Source organism: Siculibacillus lacustris (assembly GCF_004328075.1).
GTDB classification, from domain to species: Bacteria; Pseudomonadota; Alphaproteobacteria; order Rhizobiales; family Ancalomicrobiaceae; genus Siculibacillus; species Siculibacillus lacustris.
The window spans coordinates 14,757-39,616 of the sequence record NZ_SJFN01000023.1 but is presented as its reverse complement, the minus strand read 5'-3'; the positions used below and the strand labels follow the sequence as shown (position 1 = coordinate 39,616).

Sequence of the window (24,860 nt, the reverse complement as noted above, 5' to 3'; positions counted from 1 at the left end):
GGCGGGGCCGTCACACCACGTGTTCGGGCCCGGGAAAGCGGCGCTCACGCACGTCTTCGGCATAGGCCGCGACCGCCGCGTCGAGGATGCCGGCGAGATCGGCGTAGCGTTTGACGAAGCGCGGGGTGAAGTCCTGGAACAGGCCGGTCAGGTCGTCGGTCACCAGGATCTGGCCGTCGCAGGCGACCGAGGCGCCGATGCCGATGGTCGGGATCGCCAGTTCACCACTGATCCGGCGCGCCACCGATTCCATCGTCCCCTCGATCACCACCGAGAAGGCTCCGGCCTCGGCGACCGCGCTCGCATCGGCGACGATCGCTGCTGCGGCCTCCGCCGCGCGTCCCTGGGTGCGATAGCCGCCCTGAGCGTTGACCGACTGCGGCAGCAGCCCGACATGGGCCATCACCGGAATGCCGCGCTGGGTCAGAAAGCGGATGGTCGGCGCCATCTCGGTGCCGCCCTCGAGCTTCACGGCCTGCGCGCCGGTCTCGACCATCACCCGCGCGGCGTTGCGGAAGGCCTGTTCCGGGCTCTCCTGATAGGTCGCGAAGGGCAGATCGATCACCACCAGCGCCCGCTTGGAGCCGCGCACCACCGCCGCGCCATGGGCGATCATCATGTCGAGGGTGACCGGCAGAGTGCTCGAAAAGCCGTAGACCGCCATGCCCAGCGAATCGCCGACCAACAGCAGATCGACATGAGCGTCGAGGATCCGCGCCATCGGCGCCGAATGGGCGGTCAGGCAGACGATCGGCGCCCCGCCCTTGGCGGCGCGGACATCGCGGATGGTGCGCCGCTTGTCGGAGGCGACGAGGCTCATCGACGGTTTCTCCTTCGGAGCGCGGCCGCGCCGCTCACCCGCCCTGCCCCCAGGCGGTGAGTGCATCGGCGACGGCCCGCTCGCCGGCGCTGCCCTTCTCGATGGTCAGAATCGCCCGCCGGCCGCTCTCGTAGAGCACCGGCAGATCGATCCAGCCGCGTTCGCGCAGCGACTTCAGATTGCGCTGCTTGTCGGCCTCGGTCGCCGACAGGGCGATCCAGAAGAAGTTGTCGGAGACCTTGGCCGCGGCGCCGGTCAGGGCGTCGCCGCGCGCCTGTTCCGAGGCCTTCATGATCAGTCCGGGGACGCTGCCGATCGACTTGCCGTCGAAGTCCGGCGGCAGATTGAACTTGATCTCGACCATGTGGCTGGCCGGGAACGAGGTGTCGCCGTTCGGGTGCATCTGGATCAGCACCACGACGTTGCGGTCGGGGATCTCGACCCGCGCCTTGAGCAGCATCGCCCCGGGCTTGGGATCGGTCGGATCGGGCTGGACCTGCCACACCACCTTGCCCGGCGAGATCTGCGCCTGTCCGCCCCCGGCCTTGCCCTCCTCGTAGAGGATGGCGCTCTGGGCGACCAGCGGCACCGCCTGCTGCGGCACCGGATCGGGTTTGACCGCATCGCCGCCCGCCGCCTGCAACTGCGGCGAGGGGGTGATGATCTGGGTCGGCACCGGCTTGGCGCCGTTCGTCGCCGCTTTCGCGCCGGTGTCGTCGGCGCCGAGCCGATCGGTCGACTTCGGGATCAGCTTGTCGCCGGCCGACCGTGCCGCCAGATCGACCGCCGGCGCCTTGGCCGAGCCGAAGAAGGCCGAGATCGCCTCGCGCTGCGACCACAGCGCGACCACGCCGACGCCGATCACCAGGATCGCCACCAGCACGCCGATGATCACCGGCAGCCGCGCCTTCAGGCCGGCCCCGACCATGGGATCACGCCGGCGCGCACGCTTGGCTGGGCGTCCCGGCTTCACCGCGGTGGTCTCGCGCGCGAAGGCGGTGGGCGGCGGTTCGGCGACGGTGAGGAGCTCGCGATTTTGCCGGCCGGCCTCGGCGGCGGTGCCGGCGTCCGCGGCGGTGGCGACCTTCTTCAGCGGCACGCCGGGCGGCGGCGAGGCGACGAAGGGGGCCCCGGGCGCCGGATCGACGGGGTGGGGTGCGGCGGCGGGCGGCGGCGCGGCCTCGACCGGCGCAGGGGCCGCGACCGGCAGGTCGGCGGGGGCCGCGGGCTTGGCGCGCAGCAGCCCCTTGGCCGCTTCCGATTCGACCTTGCGGATGGCGTCTTCGAGCTGCAGGCGTTGCTGCGTGATCTCCGAAGCGCCGAGCGGCGGATCGAAGGACTTCAGCTGATTGACCAGTGCGGTCCGAGCCTTCTCGTAGACCGCCCGCCGCGCCTCGCCGGTCGGCGAGGGCAGCGACGAGATCGCCCGTTTCAAGATCGCATGATAGTCAGCCATCAGCCGCCTCTGAAGAGATCCGCCCCGCCGGGCCGCCACGCCCGCCGAGAAACCGCACCGGCGGTCGTCGGATCTCGAGATCTTCTCGTTCTGCCGCCGCGCGCAGCCACGCGGCGGGTATCCTCTCCCGCGAACCTATCGATCCTCGCGGCAAAACGGAACCCGCCGAACGGCCGGCCCGCGACGATTCGCGCCGGGGCCGACTCCGCGGGCTCAGTCGCTGAACGGATCCTGGACCAGGATCGTGTCTTCGCGCTCCGGGCTGGTCGACAGCATCGCCACCGGCGCGCCGATCAGTTCCTCGACGCGACGCACGTACTTGACCGCCTCGGCCGGCAGATCGGCCCAGCTGCGCGCGCCGCGGGTGGACTCCTTCCACCCGGGTATCGATTCGTAGACCGGCACGACCCGCGCCTGCTCGAACTGCGACGCCGGCAGATGGTCCATCTCGCGGCCGTCGAGCAGATATTTGACGCAGACCTTGATCTCGTCGAGCCCGTCGAGCACGTCGAGCTTGGTCAACGCGATGCCGTCGATCCCCGAGACCCGCACCGTCTGGCGCACCAGCACCGCGTCGAACCAGCCGCAGCGCCGCTTGCGCCCGGTGACCGTGCCGAATTCGTGGCCCTTGGTGCCGAGGAACTCGCCGATCTCGTCGTCGAGCTCGGTCGGGAAGGGACCACCGCCGACCCGCGTCGTATAGGCCTTGGTGATGCCGAGCACATAGCCGATCGCCCGCGGCCCAAGGCCGGAGCCGGCGGCGGCCTGACCGGACACCGTGTTGGACGAGGTCACGAAGGGATAGGTGCCGTGATCGACGTCGAGCAGCGCCCCTTGGGCGCCTTCGAACAGGATCCGCGCACCCGCCCGGCGCCGCTCGTCGAGCAGCTTCCAGGTCACGTCCATGAACGGCAGCACCTGCGGCGCCACCGAGATCAGTTCGTCGATCAGGGTCTGCGGCGCCACTTCCGGCAGGCCGAGGCCGCGCCGCAGTGCGTTGTGATGGGTCAACAGCCGGTCGATCTTGGCCGGCAGGGTCGTGGGATCGGCGAGATCGGTGAGGCGGATCGCCCGCCGACCGGCCTTGTCCTCATAGGCCGGGCCGATGCCGCGGCCGGTGGTGCCGATGCGCGCGCCGGCGCTGGCGGCGGCCTCGCGGGCCTGGTCGAGTTCGCGATGCAGCGACAGGATCAGCGCGCAGTTCTCGGCGATCCGCAGATTGGCCGGACCGACCACCACGCCCTGTACCGCCAGACGCCCGATCTCCGCGACCAGCGCATGGGGGTCGAGCACCACACCGTTGCCGATCACCCCGAGCTTGCCCGGACGCACCACGCCCGAGGGCAACAGCGACAGCTTGTAGGAGACGTCGTCGATCACCAGCGTATGGCCGGCGTTGTGGCCGCCCTGATAGCGCACCACCACGTCGGCGCGCTCCGACAACCAGTCGACGATCTTGCCCTTACCCTCGTCGCCCCACTGCGACCCCACCACCACTACGTTGGCCATGTCTCTCTTTCCTGGGTCCGGAGCCGATGCCGGACGTTCGCACGAAGTCGGCCGACGTCGCCGCGCGCCGACCCGGCGAGGCCGACGCATTCGGCGGCGGACGCAACCTGCGCGCGCCCCGCGATCCGACCGAACCTGCCCGTTCCGCGCCGCGATCGGCGGGTCGGCAGGAGCGCGCGGACTATAACCGCATTCCCCGGGCCGCGCGACCCCATGTCGGGGCGGTGAAACCGCCCGAACGCGCGACGATCGGCCGTGCCGGAGCTGCAGGAATTGCCATGCGCTTCGTGCGATTACGCAACGGAACCGTAACGACTCCCGCCCCTAATGGACGGCGCGCCATCAGAGCAGGCACCGCGTCATTCCATCCGATTCGACGCGACGATCCCGACCCTTCCTCCCGAATACGAAGACGATCTTCGATGCGGATAGTACTGGTGGATCCCAGCCGGATCGGCCTGAAACTGATGACCAAGATGCTCGTCGACGGCGGGCACTGTGTGCTGCCGTTTTCCGACGGCGCCGCCGCCCTCGAATGCCTGCGTGGCGACGAAGACATCGACGTGCTGATGACCAGCTTCGAGATTCCCAATGTCTCGGGACTGGAGCTGTGCTGGGAAGCACGCCTCATCGCCAACGGCGGCCGCCCGATCTACGTCGTGGCGATGTCGTCGAGTCATGACCGCGACCGCCTGATCGAGGCGCTCGATTCGGGCGCCGACGACTTCATCACCAAACCGCCGATCGCCACCGAACTCTATGCCCGGCTGCGCGCCGCCGAGCGCATGACCCACGCCCAGCGCGAGCTGATTCGCCTCGCCACCATCGATCCGCTGACCGACCTGCCCAACCGGCGGGAGTTCTTCGAACGCGCCGGCGCCGCCTGTCACCGCGCCGACGGCAGCGAACCGCTGTCGATGGTGATGTTCGACATCGATCACTTCAAGGCGGTCAACGACACCTGGGGCCACGATTCCGGCGACGTGGTGCTGCGCGTGGTGGCCGCCGCGCTGCGCCGCTGCCCCGGCCATCCGGCGCGGATCGGCGGCGAGGAATTCGCGCTGCTGCTCGAAGGCTGGGATCTGCTCGACGCCTATCACGAGGCCGAACGCCTGCGGCTGGCCCTCCAGGAGCGGCCGATTCGCCTGCCGATGGGCGCGGTGGCGATCACCGTGTCGCTGGGGGTCGCCGAACATGTGCCGGGCCAGTCGGTCGACCTGTTGCTGAAGAACGCCGACGTCGCCCTCTATGCCGCCAAGACCAGCGGTCGCAACCGCGCCATCGCCGCTCAGGGCGCGTCCTACGCCGAGCGCCGCTCCGCCGAGCCCGCCCATCCCCAGACCATCTTGCTGGCCTGCTGAGCCGACGCCGGTCGTGGGCCCCTCCTCTGCGACAGGGAGCGCTTTACAACGCCCCCCCGCCTCGGCTTCTCTCGCCGGTGAAACCTCCTCGACCGAGCGGCGGGTGCCATGTCCGATGCGCGAGCCGTCCTCGCCTCCTTCCTGCGTCGTCCCTATCTGATCCTGACGCTGGCCTCCCTGCAGTGGGGCGCCAACACCGTGATGGGGCGTCTGGCGGTCGGCGAGATCGCGCCGATGTTGCTGGTCAGCCTGCGCTGGGCGATCGTCGCGGCGGTGCTGCTGGTGATCAACCGCCGCGGCTTCGCCGCCGACTGGCCGCAGTTGCGCACCCGCCTCGGGCTGCTGCTGCTGCTCGGCCTGACCGGCTACACCGGCTTCACCGCCCTGTTCTACGCCGCCGCGCATTTCACCACCGGCGCCAACATGTCGATCATCCAGGGCGCCATGCCGTTGTTCGTGTTCTCCTTCGCCTTCGTGGCGCGGGGTCGGCCGATCGGCGGCGCCCAGGCGGTGGGCATGACCCTGACGCTGGTCGGCGTCGCCTTCGTCGCCACCCGCGGCAATTTCGAGGTGGCGCGGACCCTCGCCTTCAATCTCGGTGACCTGTTCATGGTCGCCGCCACCATCCTCTATGCGATCTATGCCGTCGGCCTCGAGGATCGCCCGGCGGTCGGCGCCCTCTCCTTCTTCACCGCCATGGCCGGTGTCGCCTTCCTGACCTCGCTGCCCCTGACGCTCGCCGAGGCGGCGATCTTGCCCGTCACTTGGCCGACTCCCAGGGGCTGGCTGCTGACCGCGCTGATCGCCATCTTCCCGTCCTTCGTGGCCCAGATCTTCTTCATCCGCGGCGTCGAACTGATCGGCCCGGGGCGCGCCGGCGTGTTCATCAATCTGATCCCGATCTTCGGCGCCGCCATGGCGGTCGCCTTCCTCGGCGAGCCCTTCGGCTGGTACCAGGGCGCCGGCCTCGCTCTGGTGATGGTCGGAATCGTCCTGGCCCAACGGCGATGAGCGATCCGGTCGAAAATCGGGTGGCGTCCGGACCGCCGAAGGTGTCGGATCCACCGGCTCTCCGCCTCCCGCGATCGGATACCGTCATGCCCACCCGCGCCTGGGGAATGCTCCTGGTCCTCTCCGTCCTGTGGGGCGGATCGTTCCTGTTCAACCGCATCGCCGTCGCCGAGATCCCGACCCTCACCGTGGTGCTGTCGCGGGTCGCGCTGGCCTCGGCACTGCTGCTGATCGCCGCACGCCTGACCGGGGTGGCGATGCCGGCGGACGCCCGCGGCTGGCGCGATCATCTGGTGATGGGCGTCCTCAACAACATCATTCCCTTCGTGCTGATCGTCTGGGGCCAGCGCACCATCGGTGCCGGCCTGGCCTCGATCTTCAATGCGACCACGCCGATCTTCGGGGTGATCATCGCCCACCTGTGCACCCGCGACGACAAGGCGACGCCGCTCAAGGCCGCCGGCATCGCCGCCGCTTTCCTCGGCGTGGCGGTTCTGGTCGGCCTCGACGCGCTGGCCGGTCTCGGCGACCACCTCGCCGCCGACCTCGCCTGCCTCGCCGCGGCGGTGTCCTACGGCTTCTCCGCCCTGTGGAGCCGCCGCTTCCGCGGCCGCCCACCGATCGCCACCGCCGCCGGCCAGCTGCTGTGTTCGACGATCCTGCTGACTCCGGCGGTGCTGTTGATCGATCGACCCTGGACCCAGCCGTTGCCGAGTGCTGCGGCGGTCGCCGCGGTGGTGGCGCTCGCCGCCCTGTCGACGGCGGTCGCCTATATCCTGTTCTTCCGCCTGACCACCCTGGTCGGCCCGACCAACACCATCCTGGTCACCTTCCTGATTCCGCCCAGCGCCATCCTGCTCGGCATCGTGGTGCTCGGCGAGCGTCCCGCCCCGCAACATTTCGTCGGCGTCGCGCTGATCGGTCTCGGCCTCGCGGCGATCGACGGCCGCCTGTTCCGCCGGTGGCGACGCGCGCCCGAACGGGCCTGACCCCGAAAACGCCGACGGCGGCGGGATCGCTCCCGCCGCCGTCGATCGTTCGAATGGAGCCGCTTCGCTCAGAAGGTGACGCGCTTGACCTGCACCACGTTCTCGAGCTTCGCCACGTCGGCGAGCAGCGCGTCGTCGGCCACCGCGTCGATGCCGATCAGCGCGATCGCATCCGCCCCCGCCGCGGTCCGGCCGAGCGCGAAGGTGGCGATGTTGACGCCGCGCGCCCCGAGCAGGGTGCCGAGCCGGCCGATGAAGCCCGGCTTGTCCTTGTTGGTGACGTAGAGCATCGACGGCTGGAATTCGGCGTCCATCTGGATGCCCTTGATCTCGACGATGCGCGGCTTGCCGTCGGCGAACACCGTGCCGGCGACCGAGCGCTCGAGCTTCGGCGTCTTGACCACCAGGCGGAACAGGCTGTCGTAGGTCCCGGCCACTTCGCGCCGCATCACTTCGACGGCGATGCCGCGTTCCTTGGCCATCACCGGCGCCGACACCATGTTGACGGTGTCGAGCTGCGGCTTGAGCAGGCCGGCCAGCGCCGCGGCGCCGAGCGCCCGGGTGTTCATCTCCGAGACTTCGCCCTCGTATTCGAGGCGCACGCCGGTGATGCCGTCCTCGGTCAGCTGACCGGCGAAGGAACCGATCAGTTCGGCCAGCCGCACGAACGGGGTGAGCTTGGGGGCTTCCTCGGCCGTCACCGACGGCATGTTGAGAGCGTTGGTCACCGCGCCCTTCAGCAAGTAGTCGGACAGCTGTTCGGCGACCTGCAGCGCGACGTTCTCCTGGGCCTCCGAGGTGGACGCCCCGAGATGCGGCGTCGCCACCACGTTCTTGTGGCCGAACAACGGGTTGGCGTTGGCCGGTTCCTCGGTGAAGACGTCGAAGCCGGCACCCGCCACGTGGCCGGAGTCGAGCGCGGCGCGCAGCGCCACCTCGTCGACCAGACCGCCGCGGGCGCAGTTGATGATCCGCACGCCCTTCTTGGTCTTGGCGATGTTCTCGGCCGACAGGATGTTGCGGGTCTTGTCGGTCAGCGGCGTGTGCAGGGTGATGAAGTCGGCGCGCTTCAGGAGATCCTCGAGCTCGACCTTCTCGACGCCGAGTTCGATCGCCCGCTCCGGCGACAGGAACGGATCGAAGGCGACCACCCGCATCTTCAGGCCGACGCCGCGCTCGGCGACGATCGAGCCGATGTTGCCGCAGCCGATGATCCCCAGCGTCTTGCCGGTGATCTCGACGCCCATGAACTTGTTCTTCTCCCACTTGCCGGCCTGGGTCGAGGCGTCGGCGGCGGGGATCTCGCGGGCCAGCGCGAACATCAGCGCCACGGCGTGTTCGGCGGTGGTGATCGAATTGCCGAAGGGGGTGTTCATGACGATCACGCCCTTGGCCGAAGCCGCGGGGATGTCGACGTTGTCGACGCCGATGCCGGCGCGGCCGACCACCTTGAGGCGGGTCGCCTTCTCCAGCAGCTTGGCGGTGACCTTGGTCGCCGAGCGGATGGCGAGGCCGTCGTAGTCGCCGATCACTTCGGCGAGCTTTTCCTTGTCCTTGCCGAGATCCGGCAGGTAGTCGACGTCGATGCCGCGATCCTTGAAGATCTGCACGGCGGCGGTGGACAGCGAATCGGAGATCAGAACGCGCGGAGCCATGGGAGCACCTCGGGGGTTGGGTCGCGGGCGAGCCTCGGCACGCCGCGTCGACACCGGAAACGGGACATTCGAAATTACCGGAGATCGGGGTCCGGGGACGGCCGGGGGCCGTCCGCCGGAGAAGCGCACGCGATCAGAGCGTCGCCTTGGCTTCCGCCAGGGCCCAGTCGAGCCAATGGGTGAGCGCGACCACGTCGGCCGCCTCGACCGTGGCGCCGCACCAGATGCGCAGACCGGCCGGGGCGTCGCGATAGGCGCCGATGTCGTAGGCGACGCCCTCCTTGTCGAGCGCCGAGACGATCGCCTTGGCGACCTTGGCCACCGCGTCCGCCCCCTTGGCCACCACGTCGGCGTCGACGATCGACAGGCAGACGGAGGTGTTGGAGCGGGTCGCCGGGTCCTTGGGCAGGAAGGCGAAGGCCTTCGACGCCGCCACCCAGTCGGCGATGACCTTGGTGTTGGCCTCGGCGCGGGCCATCAGGCCGGCGAGCGAGCCGACCGACTGCGCCCACTTCAGCGCGTCGAGATAATCCTCGACCGCCAGCATCGACGGGGTGTTGATCGTCTCGCCGACGAAGATGCCGTCGATCAGCTTGCCGCCCTTGGTCATACGGAAGATCTTGGGCAGCGGCCACGCCGGCTTGTAGCTCTCGAGGCGGGCGACGGCGCGCGGACTGAGGATCAGCATGCCGTGCGCGGCTTCGCCGCCCAGCACCTTCTGCCAGGAGAAGGTGACGACGTCGAGCTTGGCCCAGTCGAGGTCCTGCGCGAAGGCGGCCGAGGTCGCGTCGCAGATGGTCAGGCCTTCGCGGTCCGCGGCGATCCAGTCGGCGTTCGGCACGCGGACGCCGGAGGTGGTGCCGTTCCAGGTGAACACCACGTCGCGGGTCGCGGTGTCGACCTGGGTCAGATCCGGCAGCTCGCCGTAGGGGGCGGTGAAGGTGCGCGCGTCGGTGAGCTTGAGCTGCTTGACGACGTCGGTGACCCAACCCTCGCCGAAGGACTCCCAGGCGAGCAGATCGACGCCGCGGGCGCCGAGCACCGACCACAGCACCATTTCGACGGCGCCCGTGTCGGAGGCCGGAACGATGCCGATCTTGTAGTCCGCCGGCACGCCGAGGACGTCGCGGGTCAGATCGATGGCGAGTTGGAGCTTGGCTTTGCCCGGCTTGGCGCGGTGCGACCGGCCGACGAGGGCGCCCGAGAGGGCTTCGAGGCTCCATCCGGGGCGCTTGGCGCAGGGGCCGGAGGAGAAATTCGGCGAAACGGGCTTGGCGCCCGGACGGGTATTCGTCGTCATGTCAGACCATCCTTTCAGATGGGTGCCCTTCGGTGGGGAAGGGTGTCCCGCCGACGCTGGTAGCCGGTTTGTCCGACAAACGCAACCGCACGCCACCGCTGTCATGAGGAATTTCACGAAGCCCCGTCCGCCGCCCGATACGAAGAGGGCGCGGACCCTGCGGTCCACGCCCTCCCCCCGTCGATGGTGCTGTCGATGCGATCAGTACTTGGCCACCACCGGCGCATAGGCCGGGGTCTTGGCGACCGGGTCGAGCATCCAGCGGGCGCCGACGTGCACGTCGTGCACCGCGATCCGCTTCAGGTTGAACGAGTCGTCCGGGCAGTAGCTGTTGGCACAGACCGACCCACCGTTCTCCTTGATGCCGCCCAGATCCTTGTAGCTGTAGCCGACGTCGAGCTTGAGGTTCGACGCGAGGTCGTAGGACACGCCGGTATGGAGCGCCCAGGCGAAGTTCCACTTGTCGCTGCCCTTGAAGATGCCGACGTCGTTGCCCGACGCGGCCAGCGTCCCGAGCGGATTGGTCAGGCGATCCCAGTGGGAGCCTTCGCTCATCGACAGCGAGTGGTGCACTGCACCGACACCGGCGCCGACATAGGGCGTGAGGCCGGAATACTTGCCGAGGTCGACATAGGCGTTGGCCAGGAACAGCATCGACGACAGGCGGCCCGCATAGAGGTTCTGGTTGGCGGTCAACCCGTTGGCGACACTGCCGCCGGTGAAGGCGACCGACCCGGTGGTGTTGCGGGTCCCGAACATCTCGCCGGTGATGTCGCCACGCAGATAGGAATTGAACTGGTAGCCGATGCCGAGGGCGATCGTGCCGGTGGTGCCGACCTTGTCCTCGGTCGTCGTCTTGACGTAGCTGTCTTCGGTGGCCTTGAACTTCGACTTGGTGCCGAAGTCGACCCCGACGTCGCCGCGCAGGTACCAGCCGCTCGACGTCGCCGCCGGATCCGAAAGCGGCTGCACGACACTCGGGCCGCGGAAGCCACCACCCAAGTCGGCCGCCATCGTCTCCGCGCCGAAGCCGAGAAGGGCCGTTGCGGCCAAGAGGTGAATCGCGATCTTGTTCATGGGTGAGATCCCGTCTCGTCTGGAGCGTTTCTTCGAATGCCGTTCCCGTCCGGCTTACTGAAGGTCACTCCAACATGACCATGGTTAAAACGTCGTAAACAGCCGAGATTTTTTCGCACATACTCGGAATTCTGCACGAAAAATACACATCGAGAGTTCGGGTGAATTTCGACGATGGCGACGCTTTACCGCTATAGGCTCGGATTACTCCGAGTTGAACGGTCACAAAGGATCGTCACCAATCCGCCGAGGCCCCCCTCGCGTCGCGATCACCCCGCCCGAAGCATCGGCGATCCCAACTCGTGGATAATGGCGCGTAAATCTTAAGGGAGACTTAACCGTGTCCTTTAACCACGACACACGCACGCGATCGCGCGGCCGCGCCGCCGCCCACCGAACGCCGGCGACCCGCCGGTGCGCGACGACGACCCGGCCGTCGGGCGAAAACCCGCCCGCACCAAAAATCGGAATGATTTGCAGGTAGATGCGGCGCGATCACCGCCCGCTCCGAGGGCGAACCGTCGGCGCGGACCGGCCGGGCCGAGGCTCGCGCGACGGCCCCGCCGGCTCGGGTCGTGGGCCTCAGCCCGCGACCTTGCGCACCGCCCCGACGATGTCGTCGACGACGTCGCGCAGCAACACGCCGTCGTCGGCTTCACCCATCACCCGAATCAGCGGCTCGGTGCCCGAAGGGCGAATCACCAGCCGCCCGATTCCGGCGAGGCGCTTCTCGCCGGCGGCGATCGCCGCGATCACCGGCGCCGCGTCGAGCGGCCGGCCGCCGGAAAAGCGGATGTTCTCGAGAATCTGCGGCACCGGTTCGAAGCGATGGCACACTTCCGAGACCGAGCGGCCCTGGCGTTGCACCACGCTGAGGACCTGCAACGCCGCGATCAGTCCGTCGCCGGTGGTGCCGTAGTCGGACAGCACGATGTGGCCCGACTGCTCGCCGCCGACGTTGTAACCGCCCGCCCGCATCTGCTCGACCACATAGCGGTCGCCGACCTTGGCGCGCACCAGTTCGAGGCCGAGGCCGGCGAGATGGCGTTCGAGTCCGAGATTGGACATCACCGTCGCCACCACACCGCGCCGCGCCAGCCGGCCGTCTTCGGCGAAGCTCTCGGCCACCAGCGCCATCAACTGGTCGCCGTCGACCAGATGGCCCTTCTCGTCGACGATGATCACCCGGTCGGCGTCGCCGTCCAGCGCGATGCCGATGTCGGCACCGATCTCGACGACCTTCTTCTGCAGCGCCAGCGGTGCGGTCGAGCCGCAGTCGAGATTGATGTTGAACCCGTCCGGCTCGGTACCGATCCGATGGACTTCGGCCCCGAGTTCCCACAGCGCTTCCGGCGCCACCCGATAGGCGGCGCCGTTGCCGCAATCGATCACCACCTTGAGACCGGCCAGCGACTGGTTGCGCGGCAGCGTCCGCTTGGCGAATTCGATGTAGCGGTCATGGACGCCGTCGATGCGCTTGGCCCGTCCGAGATCCGCCGAACCGGCCAGCCGCGACCCGAGGTCCTGGTCGACCAGAGCCTCGATCTCCGCTTCGATCTCGTCGGAGAGCTTGTAGCCGTCCGGGCCGAAGATCTTGATGCCGTTGTCTTCGTAAGGATTGTGCGAGGCCGAGATCATCACCCCGAAATCGCAACGCAGGGAGCGCGTCAACATCGCCACCGCCGGTGTCGGGATCGGGCCGGTCATGAACACGTCGACGCCGACCGCGGTGAATCCGGCGACCATCGCCGTCTCGATCATGTAGCCCGACAGTCGTGTGTCCTTGCCGATCACCACCCGGTGGCGGTGCCGACCACGCTGGAACACCAGACCGACGCTCATCGCCACCCGCATCGCCAGATCCGGCGTGATCGGCCACCGATTGGCGCGGCCGCGGATACCGTCGGTCCCGAAATATTTCCCAGCCATCTGTCCCCGGTTCCCATCGACAGGCAGACCCGCAATCCGCGAGTCCAATTCACCGGTACTCGCTATATCATCGCGTCAGGGACGGAAAGATACCGAGGGCGGAATTCCAGGACCGCCCCCGGTCGATGACGAAAGTTTGCTTCGCCGTTGCCGACGACGCGCGATCAGGCGTGGTCGACCGCCTTGGCCGCCTGCGCCGCCGCTGCGAGCGGATCGGCCGCGCCGCGGACCCCGTTGAACCAGGCGTTGAGCGCCACCGCCGAGATCGAGGCCAACAGGATCCCCGATTCGAGCAGCGGATGCATCGCATTGGGCATGCGGTCGAAGAACTTCGGCGCGACCAGCGGGATCATGCCGAAACCGATCGACAGGGCGACGATCAGCAGATCGTTCTTGCGGGCCTTGAAGTCGACCCCCGACAGGATGCGGATGCCGGTCGCCGCGACCATGCCGAACATGCACAGGCCGGCGCCGCCGAGCACGAACTGCGGCACCGCCTCGACCAGCGCCGCGAGCTTCGGCACCAGACCGAGCACCAGCATGATCAGGCCGCCGACCACCGCCACCCAGCGCGACTTGACCCCGGTGATGCCGACCAGACCGACGTTCTGGGAGAAGGACGTGTAGGGGAAGGTGTTGAAGATGCCGCCGATCAACGTGCCGAGCCCGTCGGCGCGCAGGCCCCGGGTGAGCTTGGCCTCGTCGACCGGGGTCCCGGTCATCTCGCCGACCGCCAGGAACATGCCGGTCGATTCGATCATCACCACCACCATCACCAGACACATGGTCAGCGCCGAGGCGACGTCGAACTTCGGCACGCCGAACTGGAACGGCAGGATCAGCCCGAACCACGGGGCGGAGGCGACCTTGTCGAAATGCATCTGGCCGAGCGCCGTCGCCACCACGCAGCCGACGACGATGCCGATCAGCACCGAGACGGCGGCGAGGAAGCCGCTGCCGTATTTGGCCAGCGCGAGAATGACGAACAGCACGAAGGCGGCGACGCCGAGATAGAGCGGATCACCGAAACTCGGGTTGCCGATGCCGCCGCCGGCCCAGTTGACCCCCACCCGCATCAGCGAGATGCCGATCACCGTGATGATCGTCCCGGTCACCACCGGCGGAAAAAGAGGCAACAGACGGCTCACGAAGGGGGCAATCAGCAGCCCGAACAGGCCGGCGACGATCACCGACCCGTAGATCGTCAGCAGTCCGAGGTCCGGCGCCGCACCGATCGCGATCATCGGTCCGACCGAGGCGAAGGTCACGCCCATCATCACCGGCAGGCGGATACCCACTCCCGGCAGGCCCCAGGCCTGGATCAGCGTGGCGATGCCGCCGGCGAACAGATCGGCGTTGATCAGCAGCGCCACCTGATCCGGCGGCAGTTTCAGGGCGCGTCCGACGATCAACGGCACCGCCACCGCACCGGCATACATCACCAGCACGTGCTGGAGCCCGAGCGCCGTCAGGCGCGGCAGCGGCAGCCGTTCGTCGACGGCGGACACGACGGACATGGCGAATTCCCTCCGAACTTCCTCGGGCGCGGCCCCCGGCCCGCCCTTCGGACCCGGCGAGATCACCCCCTTCGTCCGCCGACTTAGCAAACCCGGGGCCATCCTCGCGCGCGACTTTCGTCGCCCCCCGGACACGACGACGCCCGCCGGAGGGGGCGGGCGTCGAATGAGGCGCGGAAAGGCTCGGGGACGACGGCTCGCCGTCAGCTCGGCTGCGGCACCACGCCGCCTTCCGGCTCGCCACCCTTGGCGTCGCGGCCCTTGGACCCGGCCGGCGGCACCGCCGAGGAACGCGGCGTCGCGGTGTCGTCACCGCCGTCGCGCTTCGGCGGCTTGCCGTCGAGGATGTCCTTGATGTCCTCGCCGCTCAGCGTCTCGTATTCGAGCAGCGCTTCCGCAACGCGCACGAACTGGTCGTGGCGTTCGGTGAGGATGCGCTTGGCCTCGCGATAGGCCTGCTCGACGATGCGCCGCACTTCGCTGTCGATCTTCTGGGCGGTCGATTCCGACATGGTGGTCTGGCGGCCCATCGAATAACCGAGGAACACCTCTTCCTGGTTGTCGCCGTAGGCCACGGTTCCGAGTTCGTCGGAATAGCCGAAGCGCATCACCATGGCGCGGGCCATCTTGGTCGCCTGTTCGATGTCGGAGGCCGCACCCGAGGTGATGTTCTCCTTGCCGAAGGTCAGCTCTTCCGCCGCGCGTCCGCCCATCGCCGAGGTCAGGCGCGAGGTGAACTCGACGTATTTGGTCGAATAGCGATCGCCCTCCGGGAGATAGGCGACCATGCCGAGCGCCCGACCGCGCGGGATGATCGTCGCCTTGTGCACCGGCCAGCCGAGCGGCACGGCGAGACCGACGATCGCGTGTCCCGCCTCGTGATAGGCGGTGAGCCGCTTCTCCTCTTCGGACATGGCCATCGACTTGCGCTCGGCGCCCATCATCACCTTGTCCTTGGCGTCTTCGAACTCCGCCATGGTGACCATGCGCTTGTTGCGCCGGGCGGCGAGCAGCGCGGCCTCGTTGACGAGGTTCATCAGATCGGCGCCTGAGAAGCCGGGGGTGCCGCGCGCCAGCACGCGCAGATCGACGTCGGGCGCCACCGGCACCTTGCGGACATGGACCTTGAGGATCTTCTCGCGGCCGTTGACGTCCGGATTGGGCACGGTGATCTGACGGTCGAAACGGCCGGGACGCAGCAGCGCCGGATCGAGCACGTCGGGCCGGTTGGTGGCGGCGATGATGATGATGCCTTCGTTCTGTTCGAAGCCGTCCATCTCGACCAGCAGCTGGTTCAGCGTCTGCTCGCGTTCGTCGTTGCCACCGCCGAGGCCGGCGCCGCGATGGCGACCGACCGCGTCGATTTCGTCGATGAAGATGATGCAGGGCGCGTTCTTCTTGGCCTGCTCGAACATGTCGCGGACGCGGGAGGCGCCGACGCCGACGAACATCTCGACGAAGTCGGAGCCCGAGATGGTGAAGAACGGCACGTTGGCCTCGCCGGCGACCGCACGGGCGGTCAGCGTCTTACCGGTACCGGGAGGGCCGACCAGCAGCACGCCGCGCGGGATGCGCCCGCCGAGCCGCTGGAACTTCTGCGGATCGCGGAGGAACTCCACGATCTCCATCAGATCTTCCTTGGCCTCGTCGATGCCGGCGACGTCCTCGAAGGTGACGCGGCCGTGGGCTTCGGTCAGCAGCTTGGCCTTGGACTTGCCGAAGCCCATCGCCTTGCCGCCGGCGCCGCCCTGCATCTGGCGCATCACGAACAGCCAGATGCCGATGATCAGCAGCATCGGCATCCACGAGATCAGCGCGCCGATCAGGCTGAAGCTCTCGCCGGCCGGCCGCGCCGCGATGGCCACGTCCTTGGCCCGCAGGATGTCGAAGAACTGCGCGCCGTTGGGCGCATAGGTCTGGAACGTGCCGGCGGCCTTGTAGCTGCCGGTGATCTGCTGGTCGGTGATCACCACCTGCTTGACCTTGCCGGCCTCGACGTCGTCGAGGAACTGCGAGAACGACACGTCGTTCGTCCCCGCGGTGCGGCCCGGGTTCTGGAACAGCTGGAACAGCGCGATCAGCAGCAGTCCTATGATCACCCAGAGGGCGAAATTCCGGAAATTGGCGTTCATCGGTGATCCCATTTCGACCGCGACACGCCGTAGCTGGCGCCAGCCGACCCACATCTCGTTCCTGCGAAGATAGGTCTCGCCGGGGCGAATGCCAAGATGACCACACGGACCATCGACCAAGGACTGTCGATTTCGTTAGCGATCCGCCGCGCAATCGGCTCCGAACAGCGCGCCCGACCAGTCGTGGACCGCGTCCGGGGCCCGCCAACCGAGCCCCGGCACCGCCACCAGACGCCCGTCGACCGACAAAGCGGTCGCCGCGGCGATCACCTTCGCCGACGGCCGCACGCCCGAGGGCGCGCTCGCCCGGCCCCAGGCCGCCGAATCGAGACGCCCACGCCCGGCCTCGCCGAGCAGCCCGACGGTCACCATTCCCGGGGCTTCCCACGCGAGCCGCAGGCGCCGCCCGGCCCACCACGCCGACGCCCCCGGCCGCAGTTCGATCGGCGCGGCCACCCGCCCCTCCTCCGGCGCCAGCCACACCAGCCCGCGCCGCAGTTCGATCCGTACCCCGCCGAGGGTCCGCACCAGGGCGGAGCCCCCGGCGCGCGCGCCGATCAGCGCCGCATCGAGCCGTTCGACGTCGTCGAGGCGCGGTCCGTAGTCGCCACCGCCGACCCGGGCGATCGCCCGCGACAGGCAGCGCAGGCGGATCTCCTCCGGGGCCGCCGCCCAGGTCGCGGCGTCGAGGGTCGTCCAGCCGGCCGGATGCACGACTTCCGCGGTAGCCGTGAGCGCCTCGCCGAGCCCGTCGAGGGCCACCGCCGCCCGGGCCATCGCCCGCGCCGTCGCCACCAGGCGCTCGCGCGTCAGCCCCAGGGCGGCGAGATCGGGCATCGCCGCCCGCCACCGCGCCCGGTCGAACCGCCGATCGGCGTTGGACGGGTCTTCGATCCAGTCGATGCCGGCCGCGGTCAGCGTCGCCGTCAGCCGCCGCTTGGGCAGCGCCAGGAACGGCCGGGCGATCCACATCCCCTCGGCGCGGTGCAACGGCGCCATCGCCGCCAGCCCGACCACGCCGCTGCCGCGCGCCAGACGCGCCAGGAAGGTCTCGGCCTGATCGTCGGCGTGATGGGCGAGCACCAGGGTGTCCCAGCCGCGCGCTTCGAGCGCGTCGCGCATCAGCGCCCGGCGGGCGCGGCGGGCGGAGGCCTGCAGATCGCCGGCGGGCTTGGGGCCGGTCCAGGCGAGGGTTTGATGGGGAAGGCCGAGAGCCGCGGCGCGGGCGGCGACGATCGCCGCCTCGGTGGCCGATTCGGCGCGCAACCGATGGTCGACGCTCAGCACCATTGCCGGCGGCAGGGCGGGGTCGACGGTGCGGGCACGGGCCCAGAGATGAAGGAGAGCGGAGGAATCGGCGCCCCCGGAAACGCCGAGGGCGACGCCGGCGCGGTCTCGGAGCGGCGCGAACAATTGCGCGGCCTCACGGTCCGAGACGGGGGCGTCGTCAGCACTTGACACGGGTCTTCTCGGCCGCGGCGCGATCGCGCACGGCCTTGGCGGCTTTCGGGTACTTGACCAGCAGCTCGTCCCAGGAGGCGCAGGCGGCCTTCTTCTCGCCGAGGCCGGTGAGCGCCAGGCCGAGCTTCAGCAGGCTGTCCGGCGCCTTGGCACCGTCGGGAAACTGGGTGTAGCTCTTGAGGAAGGCGTCGGCCGCCTCCTTGTGGCGGGCGCGGGCATAGTAGCTCTCGCCGAGCCAGAACTGGGCGCTGCCGATCCGCCGGTCGGTCGGATGGTTGGCCAGGAAGGTCTTGAAGCTGGTTTCGGCCAGCGCGTATTCGCCGTTGAGGATGTAACCGTAGGCCGCGTCGTATTCGTCGCGCGGGCTGGCGGTCGGCGGCACCGAGGCGTAGCGCGGATCGACCCCCGGCGGCACCGCGGCCATCGTCGGATCGGTGATCGGCCCGACGCTGCGGCCTTCCGTGGCGACGCCCGGCTGGGCGGTCGCCCCGAGGTCGAGCGGCGCGGTACCGATGATCCCGCCGATCGGATCGTTCGACGACAGCTGGCCGAGCGAGGCCGGCGGCGCCCCGCGCGGCGCGGCCCGGGTCGTCTCCGGGGCCGACATGGCGTTCGGCGGCATCCCGGTCGGGGCCGCCGCCATCACCGCGTCGGCGCCGCTCGGCGCGACGTCCGACCGCTTCTGCGGCGGCGGCGCCGGAGGCGGACGACCGGCCCCGGCCCGCGCCGTGCCGTTCTCGATCTCCTGCAGACGGAACTCGTAGTCCTTCTGCATCCGCGTCATCGAATCCTGGAGCTGCCGGATCTGGAAGGTCAGTTGCTCGATCTGGCCGTTGAGGCCGCGCATCTGATTCTCGATCTGGTTCATCCGGAGGCCGACCTCGGCATTGCGCCGATCGCCGTCGTCGGAGCCGCCGAACAGGCCCTGGGCGCTCGCCGGACGGCCACCCGGCGCCAGCACCAGGAGGACCGCGAGGCACATCACCGCGATCGTTCCTCCCCCACGGCACCCCGGTCCTCGAAACATCGTTCTCGTCCAAACCGACATGATCGAAATTGCTCCTTTCCCGTCACGCGGGGACCCTCGGGAGCCGCGCGTCTTTCGGGAATTTCCCTAACATGGCGCGCCGCTTTCGGCCAAAGTTTGTCGGCCGCATGGCCGACCTCGGCCGCCGATGGGATTTCACGGGACAATCGCCGCCGATATGCCGACGGCGGCCCCGTTCCGGGACCGCCGCAGCTTCAGGTCGTCGCACCGGCCCGCGCGGGGCCGGAGCCGAGATCAGTTGGCGCCACCGAGCACCGTGACGGCGCGGCGGTTCTGGCTCCAGCAGCTCTCCTCGTCGCAGACCGCGACCGGGCGTTCCTTGCCGTAGGAGATGGTCTTCAGCCGGGTCGACGGCACGCCGCGCGAGATCAGGTAGTCGCGGGCGGCGGCGGCGCGGCGGGCGCCGAGCGCGATGTTGTATTCGCGGGTGCCGCGCTCGTCGGCATGACCTTCGATGGTCACGGCGTAGCGCGGATACTTGGCGAGCCAGCCGGCCTGACGGTCGAGGGTGGTGCGCGCCTCGGCGGCGACGTCCGACGAATCGTTGGCGAAGAAGATGCGGTCGCCGACGTTGACCACGAAGTCCTGCTGGCTGCCCGGCGTCGCCGCACCGGCGCCACCGAGACCGCCGGCGCCGTCGCCAGCGCTGTCCTGCTGGCTGGCGCAGGCGCCGAGCGTCAGCGTCGCCGCGATGATCGCCGCGAACTTCACGCCGCGAACGAAGCCCATTTCAATCGACATCCCGTATGCTCCTTCGGATGGACCCGATGACCTGCCGGTATCCCTAACGGACCGTGGTTAAACCGGGGTGCAGAAACGTGGTGAACGAAACCTTGATTCGGCGGTTTTCCGCCGCGCCCGAGGCCTCGTCGTCCGAAGTCGACGGTAGCGATCCGAACATGGTGGAAAGGTGTCGCAGGCCCGGCGGTTCCGGGGAGGCCCGCGACGTGTCTGGACTGTTGCCCGAATGTCTCACTTGAGCAGCGGCGACCAGGCCGGATCCGAAGCGCCGCCCGGGGTCTTGATCGGCGTCAGGACATGACCGGTGACGTCGGCCAGCCACAGCTGCGACTCGCCGCCGCCTTCGCGGAAGAACATCACGTAGCGGCCGTTGGGCGCCCAGGTCGGGCCTTCGTTGTGGAAGCCGTCGGCGAGGATCCGCTCGCCCGAGCCGTCGGGCTTCATCACGCCGATCTTGAAGCCGCTGCCGTCCTGCTTGGTGAAGGCGATGAACGGATTGTCGGGATCGGGCGACCACACCGGCGTGGCGTAGCGCCCGGCGCCGAAGGAGATGCGCTTGGCGCCGCCGCCGCCGCGATCCATCACATAGAGCTGCTGCACGCCGCCGCGGTCGCTCTCGAACACGATCTGCGAACCGTCCGGCGAGAACGACGGCGAGGTGTCGATCGACGCGCCCGAGGTCAGCTGGGTCACGCCGCGTCCCGAAAGGTCCATCTGGAAGATGTTGGCGTTGCCGTCCTTCTGCATCGAGAACACCAGACGTCCGCCGTCCGGCGAGAAGCGCGGGCTGAAGGTCATGTTGGCGAAGTCGCCGAGCAGTTGGCGGGCGCCGGTGGCGACGTTGAGGATGAACACCTTGGGGTCGCCGGCGCCGTAGGCCATGTAGGCGACCTGCTGGTTGGACGGCGAGAAGCGCGGGGTCAGCACCAGTTCCTGGCCGCGGGTGAGGTAGCGCACCCCGGCCCCGTCCCAGTCCATGATCGCCAGCCGCTTGACCCGGTTGGTCTTCGGCCCGGTCTCGTCGACGTAGACGATGCGGCTGTCGAAGAAGCCCTTGAAGCCGGTCAATTGCGCATAGGCCGCGTCGGCGACGATGTGGGCGAGGCGGCGCACCGCGTCCGGCGAGGTGCCGAACTGCGAGCCGACCAGCTGGGTGCCGCCGAACACGTCCCACACCCGGACCTGAGCCTGGATCTGCCCGCCGGTCTGGGCGACCGTGCCGGCGACCAGCGCCTGAGCATTGATGCCGCGCCAGTTGTTGAAGTTCGGCGTCACCCCGGCGCCGACGCTGCGCTCCAGATAGGAGGCGGGATCGAGCACCGTGAAATAGCCCGAAGCCTTGAGGTCGGCGGCGACGATCTGTGCCACCTGCGCGCCGAGCGTCGGATCACCGGCGAACTCCGGCACCGCGATCGGCATCGGCTGGAACGCCGCGCCGGGGGTGACGGTGATCTTGAGCTGCGCCGCGGCGGGACCCGCGCCGGCCACCAGGGCACCGGCGACGGTGGCGAGCGCCACCAACGCGGCGGTCGACAGGCGCGCCATGCGGCCGAAGAGCGAACGGTCTCCGGCTGCGCGCAGCGGAGCGGAAGTCGGAGTTGCGATCATGTCTGTCCTCGTCGTCGCCGATGCCCGGGAGTCGACCACGTCCGTGTGAACGCCGTGCATCAGAAGATGTCCTTGGGATCGAAGGTCGCTTCCACCGACTGCCAGGCGGCGAACTTGTCGGCCGGCATCCGGTAGGGACCACATTGAATGAGCGCGCGCTGCGCCGAGCGGGCGAGCCCGACGCCGAGCGGATGCTGCGGCGTCTGGATCGGTTCCGGCGAGCCGTTGAGCGTGCCGTCCTGGTTGAGCGAGAAGCGCAGCGTCACCTTGATCGCCGCTTCCGCCGCCCCGATCGGCGGATTCCAGCAGCGCTTGATCTGGCCGATCAGCGCGTCGGTCTCCGACTGCGTCATATGGGTGACGTTGAGCTTGCCGGTCGGCGAGCCGAGGCTCGCGACCTTGGCCTGCGCCCCGGCCGAGGAGCCGGTGGCATTCTTGTTGAGCACGTCGGAGATCTGGCCGGCGAAGGGCTTGGCGTTGGCGGTCGAGGCGGTCTGCGCCGCCGCCCGGTCCGCCGCCGCCTTGGCCTCGGCCGCGGCCTTGTCGGCGGCCGCCTTCGCCGCCGCGACCTTGGCCGCCTTGTCCGCCGCGGCCTTGTCGGCCGCAGCCTTCGCCGCCTTGGCGTCGGCCGCGGCCTTGGCGTCGGCCGCCTTCTTCTCGTCGGCCTTCTTCTGATCGTCGAGCAGTTTGTCGAGCGCCTGGGTGTCCTTGGGCGGATCCTTGACCACCGGCGGCTTGCCTTCGCCGACGTCCTTGGCCTTCTCCGCCTCCTTGGGCAGGTCGGGCTTGGGCTCCGGCGCCTTGATCGGTTCGGGCTTGGGCAGCGGTTTGGGCTCGGGCGCCTTGACCGGCTCGGGCTTCGGCGGCTCGGGCTTGGGCGGTTCCGGCTTCGGCTCCGGCGGCTTCGGCAGTTCCGCGACCTTCTGCGGCGGCGTCGGCTTGGCCTCGGGCACCGGCGGCGTCGGCTTCGCCTCAGGCATCGGCGGCGGCGGCTCCTCGCGCGCGTCGGTGCCGGCGCGGGTGCCGTCGGTCTCCTTCGGCGCCTGTTTGACGTCCTTGGGGGCGATCTCGTCCTTGGGTTTGGCGGTCTTCTGGCCGAGCCTGATCTGGCTCGTCGCCGCGACGGGGACGAACTCGATCGGCATGGCATCGACCACCACCGCATCCTCGAGCGGCTTGGGCTGCGGGAAGGCGAACAGGATCCACGCGAACAGCGCGACGTGCAGCACGGCCGATGTGGGCAGACCCGGACGAATCACGTCGTCACCTCGCCCCCGACAGCGACATCAGGCCGATCTTGGTGAAGCCGGCGCCGCTGAGCATGCCGAGCACCTTGTTGACGGTCCCGTAGTCGGTCGCCTTGTCGCCGCGCACCTGGATGCGCTCGTCGACGCCGTTCTTGGCGATCGCCTGCAGCTTCGGAATCAGATCGTCGGCCTTGACCTCGGCATCCTGAATGAAGATCCGGCCCTGGGCGTCGATCGACACGGCGATCGGCTTGACCTGGCCTTCGAGCGGCTTGGCGCGGCTCTCCGGCATCTCGATCGGCACGCCGACCGTCATCATCGGCGCCGCGACCATGAAGATGATCAAGAGCACCAACACGACGTCGATGAACGGCGTCATGTTCATTTCGCTCATCACGCCGGCCTTGCCGCGCCGCCGACCGCGTCGCCCGCCTCGCCCGCCGTTGCTGACCGCCGCCATCGCCATGGTCTCTGCTCCCCGCTCAGGCCGCCTGCCGCTCGTCGATCTGACGCGACAGGATGGCGGAGAATTCGTCGGCGAAGGTCTCGAGCCGGCCGCCGAGCGCGCCCGCGTCCGACGACAGCTTGTTGTAGGCGATGACCGCGGGGATCGCCGCGACCAGACCGATCGCGGTGGCCAGCAGCGCCTCGGCGATGCCCGGCGCGACCACCGCCAGCGAGGTGTTCTTCGAGGCGGCGATGCCCTGGAAGGCGGTCATGATGCCCCACACCGTGCCGAACAGGCCGATGAACGGGCTCGACGAGCCGATCGTCGCCAGCACCAGCAGGTTCGACTGGAAGCGATCGACCTCCCGGCCGATGGTCACGTCCATCACCTTGTCGATGCGCTGCTGCAGGCTCCCGATCGCCGGGCGTCCGCCCTCGTGGCTGCGCTTCCATTCCCGCATCGCCGCGACGAACAGCGCCGGCATGCCGTGGTTGGCGCGCGAGGCGAGCGTCCGGTAGAGGTCCTCGAGGCTCTGGCCCGACCAGAACACCTGCTCGAAATTGTCCATCTGCCGACGCGTCTTCATGAACAGGAAGAGCTTGTCGACGATGATCGCCCAGCACCACACCGAGGCGGAGAACAGGCCGAGCATCACCAGCTTGACGACGATGTGCGCGCTCCAGAACATCGAGAGCAGCGTCATGTCGACATGGGGTGCGGCCAGGGCGGCCTGGGCGACTTCGGGATTCATGAGCAGCGTTCCTTACGGCCGAGGATCGACCTGGGCGGGTTCCGATCGCCGCGAGCGGCGGGTCAGGGTCGAGGGTGGGGAGTTCCGGTCGGCGACCTCGGCAGGCGCCCGTGCCGACCCCGATCGCGCCGGGCGGTTCCCTGGCTCTCCGGCATCGGATCCGTGAAGATCTTCTGCCCGTGGAATATGACCAAACGAGGGCTCCGCCGGAGCCCGCGCCGGTTCAGCAAGCCATTGTCAAGGTTAAAGAATGGTTACGTCGTCCCACTTTCGGCGGACGTCCCGTCATTCCGGGTGGCCGAAGCGGTGTCGGAGATCGGCCGGCACCCGATGCGGCCGCCCGTCGGGACCGACCGCCACCACCGTGACCACCGCCGTGGCGATCACCTCGTCACCCCGCCGCAACACCTGATCGAGGATCATCCGCGCCCCCCCGACCTCGCGCGTGGTGGTCGCCACTTCGAGCAGGTCGTCGAGGCCGGCGGTCTTGAGATAGTCGATCTCCAGCCGCCGCACCGCGAACAGCAACGGGTGCTCCGAGGCCTTCATCGCCGACTGGCTGATGCCGAGCGCCCGCAGATATTCGGTGCGGCCGCGCTCGAAGAAGCGGACGTGGGAGGCGTGATAGACGATGCCGCCGGCATCCGTGTCCTCGTAATAGACGCGGACGGCGAGGCGGTGATCCGGTCGATCGGAGACGGGCAGTGTCGCGGTCATTCCTCGTCAATGCCCGCAGCCGGCCGCGGGGTCAAGTGCTGCGGTGCAGCAGAGGGGCGAGGGAGACGCACATGAGCCCGCCC

The 24,860-nt window shown here is 69.1% G+C and carries 20 protein-coding genes; 3 read left to right on the top strand and 17 right to left on the bottom strand.

Features of this window, described 5'->3' with window-relative positions; all coding sequences use genetic code 11:
- Positions 1–10: 10 nt before the first annotated feature.
- From panB to EYW49_RS15170, 3 genes are all read right to left on the bottom strand, one after another.
- On the bottom strand, positions 11–820 hold the full coding sequence (gene panB / locus EYW49_RS15180; protein WP_131310440.1) for a 3-methyl-2-oxobutanoate hydroxymethyltransferase: 810 nt from the start codon (positions 818–820) through the stop codon (positions 11–13).
- A gap of 34 nt (positions 821–854) precedes the next feature.
- A complete protein-coding gene (locus EYW49_RS15175) occupies positions 855–2,276 on the bottom strand; it encodes a hypothetical protein (RefSeq protein ID WP_131310439.1) in 1,422 nt (473 codons plus the stop codon).
- Positions 2,277–2,489: 213 nt separating this feature from the next.
- Positions 2,490–3,785, bottom strand: a complete 1,296-nt coding sequence (locus EYW49_RS15170) for an adenylosuccinate synthase (protein ID WP_131310438.1) — start codon at positions 3,783–3,785, stop codon at positions 2,490–2,492.
- A gap of 422 nt (positions 3,786–4,207) precedes the next feature.
- On the opposite strand from EYW49_RS15170, the gene EYW49_RS15165 reads away from it, so the two are divergent.
- From EYW49_RS15165 to EYW49_RS15155, 3 genes are all read left to right on the top strand, one after another.
- Positions 4,208–5,146, top strand: a complete 939-nt coding sequence (locus EYW49_RS15165) for a GGDEF domain-containing response regulator (RefSeq protein WP_131310437.1) — start codon at positions 4,208–4,210, stop codon at positions 5,144–5,146.
- A gap of 108 nt (positions 5,147–5,254) precedes the next feature.
- A complete protein-coding gene (locus tag EYW49_RS15160; RefSeq protein ID WP_131310436.1) occupies positions 5,255–6,157 on the top strand; it encodes a DMT family transporter in 903 nt (300 codons plus the stop codon).
- Positions 6,158–6,243: 86 nt separating this feature from the next.
- The gene (locus tag EYW49_RS15155) at positions 6,244–7,146 is read left to right on the top strand and encodes a DMT family transporter (RefSeq protein ID WP_131310435.1); all 903 of its coding nucleotides are present in this window, start codon (positions 6,244–6,246) and stop codon (positions 7,144–7,146) included.
- A gap of 68 nt (positions 7,147–7,214) precedes the next feature.
- On the opposite strand, the gene serA is transcribed toward EYW49_RS15155, so the two are convergent.
- The 14 genes from serA to ybgC form a co-directional block, all read right to left on the bottom strand.
- Positions 7,215–8,801, bottom strand: coding sequence for a phosphoglycerate dehydrogenase (serA, locus tag EYW49_RS15150; RefSeq protein ID WP_131310434.1), 1,587 nt, complete (start codon positions 8,799–8,801; stop codon positions 7,215–7,217).
- A gap of 133 nt (positions 8,802–8,934) precedes the next feature.
- Positions 8,935–10,101, bottom strand: a complete 1,167-nt coding sequence (locus EYW49_RS15145) for a phosphoserine transaminase (protein WP_131310433.1) — start codon at positions 10,099–10,101, stop codon at positions 8,935–8,937.
- 201 nt (positions 10,102–10,302) lie between these two features.
- Positions 10,303–11,178 carry an outer membrane protein gene (locus tag EYW49_RS15140; RefSeq protein ID WP_131310432.1) on the bottom strand — a complete coding sequence of 292 codons (876 nt, stop codon included), beginning with the start codon at positions 11,176–11,178 and terminating at the stop codon, positions 10,303–10,305.
- Positions 11,179–11,760: 582 nt separating this feature from the next.
- Positions 11,761–13,107: a phosphoglucosamine mutase gene (glmM, locus tag EYW49_RS15135; protein WP_131310431.1), complete on the bottom strand. Its 1,347-nt coding sequence runs from the start codon at positions 13,105–13,107 to the stop codon at positions 11,761–11,763.
- Positions 13,108–13,271: 164 nt separating this feature from the next.
- Positions 13,272–14,624 (bottom strand): nucleobase:cation symporter-2 family protein, encoded by a 1,353-nt coding sequence (locus EYW49_RS15130; protein WP_131310430.1) that lies wholly within the window; start codon positions 14,622–14,624, stop codon positions 13,272–13,274.
- Positions 14,625–14,827: 203 nt separating this feature from the next.
- On the bottom strand, positions 14,828–16,756 hold the full coding sequence (ftsH, locus tag EYW49_RS15125; protein WP_131310429.1) for an ATP-dependent zinc metalloprotease FtsH: 1,929 nt from the start codon (positions 16,754–16,756) through the stop codon (positions 14,828–14,830).
- A gap of 135 nt (positions 16,757–16,891) precedes the next feature.
- Positions 16,892–18,217 (bottom strand): tRNA lysidine(34) synthetase TilS, encoded by a 1,326-nt coding sequence (tilS, locus tag EYW49_RS15120; protein WP_165498275.1) that lies wholly within the window; start codon positions 18,215–18,217, stop codon positions 16,892–16,894.
- Positions 18,204–19,199, bottom strand: a complete 996-nt coding sequence (gene ybgF, locus EYW49_RS15115) for a tol-pal system protein YbgF (protein WP_165498274.1) — start codon at positions 19,197–19,199, stop codon at positions 18,204–18,206. Before ybgF ends, tilS begins: the two co-directional genes overlap by 14 nt.
- Positions 19,200–19,499: 300 nt before the next feature.
- Entirely contained in the window at positions 19,500–20,006 is a 507-nt protein-coding gene (pal, locus tag EYW49_RS15110; RefSeq protein ID WP_131310426.1) for a peptidoglycan-associated lipoprotein Pal, read from the bottom strand.
- Positions 20,007–20,237: 231 nt separating this feature from the next.
- The gene (tolB, locus tag EYW49_RS15105; protein WP_131310425.1) at positions 20,238–21,614 is read right to left on the bottom strand and encodes a Tol-Pal system beta propeller repeat protein TolB; all 1,377 of its coding nucleotides are present in this window, start codon (positions 21,612–21,614) and stop codon (positions 20,238–20,240) included.
- 59 nt (positions 21,615–21,673) lie between these two features.
- Positions 21,674–22,873: a hypothetical protein gene (locus EYW49_RS15100; RefSeq protein WP_131310424.1), complete on the bottom strand. Its 1,200-nt coding sequence runs from the start codon at positions 22,871–22,873 to the stop codon at positions 21,674–21,676.
- Positions 22,874–22,877: 4 nt separating this feature from the next.
- Positions 22,878–23,327: an ExbD/TolR family protein gene (locus tag EYW49_RS15095; protein ID WP_131310423.1), complete on the bottom strand. Its 450-nt coding sequence runs from the start codon at positions 23,325–23,327 to the stop codon at positions 22,878–22,880.
- A 16-nt stretch (positions 23,328–23,343) separates the two neighbouring features.
- Positions 23,344–24,060 (bottom strand): protein TolQ, encoded by a 717-nt coding sequence (gene tolQ / locus EYW49_RS15090; protein ID WP_131310422.1) that lies wholly within the window; start codon positions 24,058–24,060, stop codon positions 23,344–23,346.
- Between the two features lie 285 nt (positions 24,061–24,345).
- Positions 24,346–24,777, bottom strand: coding sequence for a tol-pal system-associated acyl-CoA thioesterase (ybgC, locus tag EYW49_RS15085; protein WP_131310421.1), 432 nt, complete (start codon positions 24,775–24,777; stop codon positions 24,346–24,348).
- Between the last annotated feature and the right edge of the window lie 83 nt (positions 24,778–24,860).

Coding starts and splice junctions, on each gene's coding strand:
- tolB (WP_131310425.1), bottom strand. CDS start 21,614: ATGATCGCAACTCCGACTTCCGCTCCGCTGCGCGCAGCCGGAGACCGT.
- EYW49_RS15165 (WP_131310437.1), top strand. CDS start 4,208: ATGCGGATAGTACTGGTGGATCCCAGCCGGATCGGCCTGAAACTGATG.
- EYW49_RS15155 (WP_131310435.1), top strand. CDS start 6,244: ATGCCCACCCGCGCCTGGGGAATGCTCCTGGTCCTCTCCGTCCTGTGG.
- ftsH (WP_131310429.1), bottom strand. CDS start 16,756: ATGAACGCCAATTTCCGGAATTTCGCCCTCTGGGTGATCATAGGACTG.
- EYW49_RS15160 (WP_131310436.1), top strand. CDS start 5,255: ATGTCCGATGCGCGAGCCGTCCTCGCCTCCTTCCTGCGTCGTCCCTAT.
- pal (WP_131310426.1), bottom strand. CDS start 20,006: ATGTCGATTGAAATGGGCTTCGTTCGCGGCGTGAAGTTCGCGGCGATC.
- panB (WP_131310440.1), bottom strand. CDS start 820: ATGAGCCTCGTCGCCTCCGACAAGCGGCGCACCATCCGCGATGTCCGC.
- tolQ (WP_131310422.1), bottom strand. CDS start 24,060: ATGAATCCCGAAGTCGCCCAGGCCGCCCTGGCCGCACCCCATGTCGAC.
- EYW49_RS15095 (WP_131310423.1), bottom strand. CDS start 23,327: ATGGCGATGGCGGCGGTCAGCAACGGCGGGCGAGGCGGGCGACGCGGT.
- EYW49_RS15140 (WP_131310432.1), bottom strand. CDS start 11,178: ATGAACAAGATCGCGATTCACCTCTTGGCCGCAACGGCCCTTCTCGGC.
- ybgF (WP_165498274.1), bottom strand. CDS start 19,199: ATGTGCCTCGCGGTCCTCCTGGTGCTGGCGCCGGGTGGCCGTCCGGCG.
- glmM (WP_131310431.1), bottom strand. CDS start 13,107: ATGGCTGGGAAATATTTCGGGACCGACGGTATCCGCGGCCGCGCCAAT.
- EYW49_RS15145 (WP_131310433.1), bottom strand. CDS start 10,101: ATGACGACGAATACCCGTCCGGGCGCCAAGCCCGTTTCGCCGAATTTC.
- serA (WP_131310434.1), bottom strand. CDS start 8,801: ATGGCTCCGCGCGTTCTGATCTCCGATTCGCTGTCCACCGCCGCCGTG.
- EYW49_RS15175 (WP_131310439.1), bottom strand. CDS start 2,276: ATGGCTGACTATCATGCGATCTTGAAACGGGCGATCTCGTCGCTGCCC.
- EYW49_RS15130 (WP_131310430.1), bottom strand. CDS start 14,624: ATGTCCGTCGTGTCCGCCGTCGACGAACGGCTGCCGCTGCCGCGCCTG.
- ybgC (WP_131310421.1), bottom strand. CDS start 24,777: ATGACCGCGACACTGCCCGTCTCCGATCGACCGGATCACCGCCTCGCC.
- EYW49_RS15170 (WP_131310438.1), bottom strand. CDS start 3,785: ATGGCCAACGTAGTGGTGGTGGGGTCGCAGTGGGGCGACGAGGGTAAG.